Origin of the sequence: Arthrobacter sp. M2012083, from assembly GCF_000281065.1 — a bacterium.
Classification (GTDB): domain Bacteria; phylum Actinomycetota; class Actinomycetes; order Actinomycetales; family Micrococcaceae; genus Arthrobacter.
Map to the genome: position 1 here is coordinate 1 of NZ_AKKK01000036.1, position 6,365 is coordinate 6,365.

General features: G+C 61.2%; 5 protein-coding genes. 1 reads left to right on the top strand and 4 read right to left on the bottom strand.

The features are described from left to right. The 4 genes from A477_RS0115510 to A477_RS22395 form a co-directional block, all read right to left on the bottom strand. Positions 1-1,028, bottom strand: a 1,028-nt coding sequence (locus A477_RS0115510; RefSeq protein ID WP_017199865.1) for a hypothetical protein, incomplete at its 3' end; no start/stop codon positions are given. Between the two features lie 105 nt (positions 1,029-1,133). Next, on the bottom strand, positions 1,134-2,033 hold the full coding sequence (locus tag A477_RS0115515; protein WP_017199866.1) for a hypothetical protein: 900 nt from the start codon (positions 2,031-2,033) through the stop codon (positions 1,134-1,136). Between the two features lie 83 nt (positions 2,034-2,116). Further along, complete coding sequence (locus A477_RS22770) at positions 2,117-4,024, bottom strand: trypsin-like serine protease (RefSeq protein ID WP_017199867.1); 1,908 nt, start codon at positions 4,022-4,024, stop codon at positions 2,117-2,119. 14 nt (positions 4,025-4,038) lie between these two features. After that, complete coding sequence (locus A477_RS22395; RefSeq protein ID WP_017199868.1) at positions 4,039-4,614, bottom strand: hypothetical protein; 576 nt, start codon at positions 4,612-4,614, stop codon at positions 4,039-4,041. A gap of 369 nt (positions 4,615-4,983) precedes the next feature. Here A477_RS22395 and A477_RS22400 point away from each other — a divergent pair. Continuing rightward, positions 4,984-6,365, top strand: a 1,382-nt coding sequence (locus A477_RS22400) for a hypothetical protein (protein ID WP_017199869.1), incomplete at its 3' end; no start/stop codon positions are given.

The following is a 6,365-nucleotide window of genomic DNA, read 5'->3' on the forward strand; positions in this document are numbered from 1 at the left end:
AACGGGTCGACGTTGAGGGTGGATTCGTTGCCCATGTAGGCGCCGCCCTTGCCGGTGCCCATACCGTCCTGAGGGGCGATGTAGAGTTTGGTACCGCTGGCTGTCGCTGCGATGTTTTTCACGGCGTTCGTCGCGCTGGCCGGGGTGTAGGTGTTGCTGAACCGGGCATCGAGGTAGGGGCTGATGACCGCTTCACGGGTGGGCAGGTACTTCTCAATGGCCGCGTTCTGGATCCGGTAGAGGTCCGTGACCGAGGTCCATGCAGCGCTGTCAACGAGCGGCATTTCAGTGGTGTGGTAGAAACCAGCCAAGCCGGGCACGTTGTTGTTCGCGGACTGGAACATCATGAACCGTTCGGTGAACTTGCCCAGCGTGGCGCTGTAGCTCATATCCGGCAGCCACGCGTAGTCGGTGCGTTTGATGGGTGCGGGCATGCCGGCGTAGAACTTCATTCCCAGGCCCGTGGCCGCGTTCGCCACTGACACCACGGGATCAGCGTCCGCGGTCTTGCCGCCGTCGATGGCCACGACATCGTACGTGTTGTCCGTGGAGTAGCAGCCGTTCTCCAGGTTCGGGATCAACAAGATCGTGTAGGTGCTGCCGTTGAAGTCGACCTTCTTGTCTTTGGCGCACTTCAAAGAACCGCCACCCCAGTGGCTGGCGTTGCTGAAGGTGAAGACCCTGTTGATCGTGTACCCGGCCGTGATCGATGTCAGGCACGGCACGCCACTGATCTGGCAGTTGCTGTACGCGGGATCAACGGTGCCATCCGTTTTCAGCACCTGCTTTGAGGCGTTCAGCGTCGCGGGCTTAAGGATGCTGCCGAACGTGATGACCGTGTCGGCGCCCACAGCCTTCATCGCCGCAAGCTTGTCCACGTTGGTCTGGTGGGTCTTGGACGAGTAAATGAAAAACCCGCTCAGCGGGTAGTTATTCGGCGTCTCCGCCTGCGCAGGCGCGCCGCCCAAGGCGGCTACACCGGTCAACGCCGCGGCGATGGCTGCAAGAGCCCTGAATCTTCTTTTCATGATGTTGGTTCCCCCATTTTCGTAGTAGCTGCACTCTGAGCGGTGCAGACAGCAAGGGATGCTACCTTGCCGGTCCGACAGGTAGCGTCCTGCTTCTTGTGGTCGTTAGTCCTGCAGGACGCTCAACAGCTCGTCGGGAAGGTAGAGGTTGACGTCCTCGCCTTCGTTGCTTGAAATGTTTTCCACGGTGCTTCCGTTCCACCAGTACAGAAGCGGTGCCAGCGGGGAGGGGTGCTGGGAGTGGACGGTTCCGGCGAACATGAGCATCGCTTTGATGTCCTCGATGCTGGTGGCTTCACTGACCAGGTGCAGGCAGAGAAAGTTTGTTGCGGGGATGGTCACCAAGGCTCCGAGTGGTCCGGGCGTGTAGCCGAGTGATTCGACGAACTTGTCCATGCACGCGATCCATGATGCCTGGTACACGGATTCGGTTTCGAAGACCAGGAACGAGCCGCCTTCGGCAGTGAATTCCTCGGGTTGGCCGGGACCTGCGTCGGTCAGGTTCCTGAATGCCTTGTCCCAGAGAAGATCAGCCCCGCCGGCGAATTCGACCTGGTCAGCGGTGAGATAGGAAACGGATTCCGGGGAATCCAGGGCGATCAGCAGCGGAAGCCGGGCAGTGGGCCGGACGTAGGAGTAGGCGGACGGGCCGTGCTGGCTTTCCATCCAATCCATGGTGTGGGGAGCTATGAACTTCGGGTACACACCGGCATGTAGCTCCTCGACGGTGGCCTTCGATGCCGGCGTGCTGCTGAGGAATCCGGCGAAGTGTTGTTCGACCATCGCCGGCCATTCCTTTTCAGAAAGAGTGGCCGCCTTGCGGCTGATCGCAAACAATCCGTACTTCTGGTCGTTGTCCCCGTAGAGGTGATCTCCGGCGTCGGTGACCGCGGCTCCTTGCCTGCCCAGGACGGCGGCGCAGAGCGCGCGGAGTTTGTCGGCCTGTTTGGTCGTCAGGTCGGGCAAATGCGGGTCGGCAATGCCTTTTCGGGAAAAAAGTCCCACGATTTTTTCTCGTTTCCGTTTAAATGAAGTTTGAAGGGCCGCCGGTCCGGGCGGCCCTTCAAACTCGATTGGTGGTTAGCAGGTCAGGGCATGGTGGAACGGAAGATCTTCAAGGGCGACCATCCCGATCCGACGGTAGTGGGGTTGCCCCAAGCACCGTTGGCGTTGATCGGGTAGTACTTCAGTTCCCCGCCGCTGGTGCGTGCCAGCATGCCGGTGGTTCCGGGTCCTGCGAAGCCCGACGTCGGGGACATGGCCGTGATGACGTTCCAGCCCCAACCGACAACAGCCGGGGTTACGTTCAGGAAGCCGCCCGTCCCGTTACCGCGGTAAAGCTTCAACTCTCCGGCGCTGTTCTTGGCGACAATATCGGTGGATTTGTCCTTGTCGAAGTCCATTTGGACGATCTCCAGGCCTGACCATCCTTGACCGATCTGGGTGTGATTGCCGACCCGGCCGCCGTTCGGGTTTTCGTAGTTCCGCATGATCCCATCAGTGCTGGTTGCAATGATGCTCGGGTAGACATCAGCAGTCTTCCACCGGCCGATGCTCAACTGCCAACCGCTCCATCCTTCACCGATGACTTCGTAGCCGGTGTAGACACTGGTTGATCCGCGGTAGAGGCGGAGCTTTCCGTCGTTCCACTGAACAACGAGGTCCTGGAAACCGTCAGCGTTCCAGTCGGTGACGAAACCGGACTGAAGGCCTGACCAGCCCGTACCAACGGATACGCCGTTCAGGAGCCCCGGGGAGCTCGTCGCTTCGTACTGGTAGAGGTTGTACATGCTGCCGTCGGGGCTGACGGCCACGACATCGGAGGCGCTGAGGTCGAAGTAGTCTCCGGTGCTCAGGGTCCACTTCACCCGCTCGGTAGCTCCGGTGACCTGGTTGACGTTGGCGGTGCTGGCAGTTCCTTGGAACTGTGCCACGGCCTGGTTGCCCACGTTCTTGATGGTCGTCGTGCCGTCAGTTTGGGTCAGTTCCCACTTCTGGTGAGCACTGACGGGGTCGGAGCAAGTGGCGACGGCGATCTGCGGGGAAGTCCCGGCGTTCGTGTCACCGGTCAGGCAGGTTCCGGTGGAGACGTTCTTGATGGTGAAGGTGTTCGGAGCTCCAGCATCTTTGAATTCCCATTTGCGGTTGGGGTTCGTACCGCAGGTTTCTGTCCGGACGACTTCGTTGTTCACGTACAAGCAGTTGCCGTTGGCTCCGGTGGCCCGGATCTGGGCAACGGAGCCATTGGCGACGTTCAGGGAGACCAGGGATTTGATCCAGTCCGTGATGTTGTCGACGCGGCTACCCGTTCCGGGCCCCGTGGTGGCGGTCTGCGCGTACAGGCATCCGTTTTGCCAGCTGCGGCTGTTGACCGCGACCAGCTCCGGACCGTTTGCCGTCGTACGGAGTCCGGGTGCGCCGCTGTCGCCTGCGCACAGGGCGACTCCTGCTGCCCCGGGGCTGATCTGCGTCGTTTCGGCTGTCAGGGCGCCTGAAACGAACGTTCCGGTGTGCTTCCCACCGGGAATCCAGGTGTCATGGGTCCGGCCGAACCCGGTAAAGCTGAGCTGTTCGTTGTTCTGCAATGCCGTCGTTGGAAGATTGACAGGAGCCACGGTCACGGGTTTTGCGAGCTTAACCATGGCCATGTCGCGGTCACCGCGGCGTTCGACGTGGATGACACCCAGACCCGTCTTGTCCCGGACCGCTGTGTCAACTCCGAAGAGGACTTTGATCTTCTTTGTCGGAACGCCCGAGTTCAGGCTCGCGTACTGGGCGGGATCCTGCTGGAAGCAGCTCGCGGCCGTAAGGACCCATTGGGCGGCAACGAGCGTGCCGGTGCAGGTGTTGAAACCGGTGTCGATTTTCACGACGAAATCGTTGGTGCCCGCTGGTGTGGCCGGGCTGTTGCTGATGGCCTGAGCTGGCGCCTGGGCCATCAACCCCACTGCCAGGCTGAGGGCTGCTGCCGCTGCGACCGATGCGGTCCGTTTCATGATCTGTGGTTTCCTCACGGGGTCACGACCTTCACTGGGGCGGTGCAGTCGGTGTCCTGCTCTGTGCCGGTGTAGTTGACCTTCAGTTCCACGACGCTGGCTTTATCAGTCTGCCCTCGGACGGTGGAACGGCAGGTAGCTTCGACGCTTCGGGATTCGGTTTTTCCGTCCAGAACCGTGGTGACGACAGTGTCACTGAATCCGGCGTCGATGCCGAATGATCCTGTGATTTCCATCTTCAACCAGCCCGGAGTGCCGTTGATTTTGAAGCAATCGGTCTGCGTCATTTCGCCTTGCGGGGAATCAACCCAGTGGTCAATTTCGATCTGGGTTTCATCAGTGGCCACGCAAGGAACCCACTGGATGTTGCTGTTGCCGTCCTTGAGGACGATCTTCCGTTCCGGGCCGAGGATGTCAGCGCCGGGATGGATGAAGTTCTCTACCGTGAACGACGGCTCGGTAGCCGTCACTTGAGCCGGAACCTGAACGTTTTGCGGCCACGCCGCCATGACAGGAGGTGCCAACGCTGCCGTCATGCCAGCCACCCCCACGAAGGCCGCGATCACTGTCGCGGCGCGTTTCCGGCCCATTTGTCCCCCTATTTTGTGCGTTAGGGCTGTTACTGGGGCAGCCCGTCCCCGGATGCGATGAGATGAAATGACCGGCAACGCATTGACCGACCGGAGAGCGCCACGATCGGATTCCTCAGGTTCGTGCCGTACTTGACGTCACATTTCGAACGGATCCTAACAGACGATATGGAACTTCTTCTCCTCGGAGTTGAGGGTCAGCTGTCACATTTAAGAATTTATTCAAAGCTCTGGACGAATACTGGTTTGTGTGGGTAGCGTTCGTGCCGACAGCCCTTCTTACGGCCGCTCCTCTACCCAATGAAGCGGCGGGTTGTTCTTTTTTGGCCTCTTTGGCCTCAAACGCTCGTGCTTCTTTGGGGGACTTTCATGACTTCTTTCGTTGTGCGCGGAATACGCCGCGCCTACCTCATCGCTTTCATCGGCGCCGCACTGGCGATTGCTTTGGTAGCCGGCCTGCTCTCGACCACGGTGAGCGCCCGCGCTGACGACGGCGGCTTGATAGTCCCGGCCCCGGTAGCCAGGGCAACGGATGACGCCGGGGTCCTGCGGCTGTGGAAGACAGGCGGACCAACCGTCCGAGAGGCCGCTGAAGCCGCTCTGCTCGGTGGACCCGACGCCATGGCGAAATTCCGCGACGGAGTCAACGGCGACCCCGCACCCCAGGACGTCGCGCTCCGCCAGGACCTCCGTCTGACGGTCGTGAAGCTCTCCATGATCGGTGGCGAGCACGTCCGGGCAGGGGCGAAAAAGGCACTCGATGAGGGCGACGCGGCGATGAATGCCTTCGTCACCCAAGGATGGCGCTCAGCCTGGGTCGGCGATAACCGAACGCAAGTGACGTTCCTGCTCGACACCGGAACGCCGCACGTACGATCGTCCGCGTCCAAGATGCTCGATCACGGCACGGAACAGAACATCCAGGACTTCCTGCTCAGCGGCAAGAAAAAGGCCCAGGATCTGGACAACCGCGTCAAAACGTATCACCTGATCGAAACAGGCTCGAAAAGCGTTAAGATCGCAGCCCAAGCCGCCCTCGACACCGGTTCTCCACAGCTCATCGAGGACTTCCTCCGGTACGGTCAGTTCGTTGCCTCGGCCCGGGACATTGAGACAGCCACGATCGGGCAGCTGACCGATCAAGCCAAAGCAGCCAGCGAGATAGCTCGTGGAGAAAAACTCAAGGCCGAGGAGTCCTCCAAGCAGGCCCAGACAGCGTCCCTGCTGGCCAAGCAAGCCTTGGACAAAGCCAAAGCCGAAGCAGCCCAGGGTCAACAAAACGCCGAAAAGGCCACCGCGGCAGCGCAGAGGGCCGCCAGCCTTGCCGACCAGGCAGCCACGGCGGCGGATATCGCCGTTAACGCAGCCCAAGAGGCCCGCCAAGCCATGCTCGCCGCAGCAAACGCAGCCTCAAACGCTGCAGCTGCGACGTCACGGGCGAACATCGCCGCGTCCAACGCCCTCGTGGCGGCCTCAGCCGCAGCCGGTAACGCCGGCATGGCCTCCGCCGCGCGCACCGCAGCAGAAGTAGCCCGTGACGCAGCCAAGAACGCCCAATCCGCTAAGGACGCCGCCGACGCCTCCCGGGTTGCGATCCAAGAATCGCTCAATGCCGCGAACTCCGCCGGCAGCGCGAAACTCAATGCGCAGGAAGCAGCAAGCCTGGCAGATGCTGCCGCCGGTGAAGCAGGTGTTTCCGCCGAGGAAGCAGCCCGCGCACGTGCCGCCGCTGACCGTGCAGAGAACGCAGC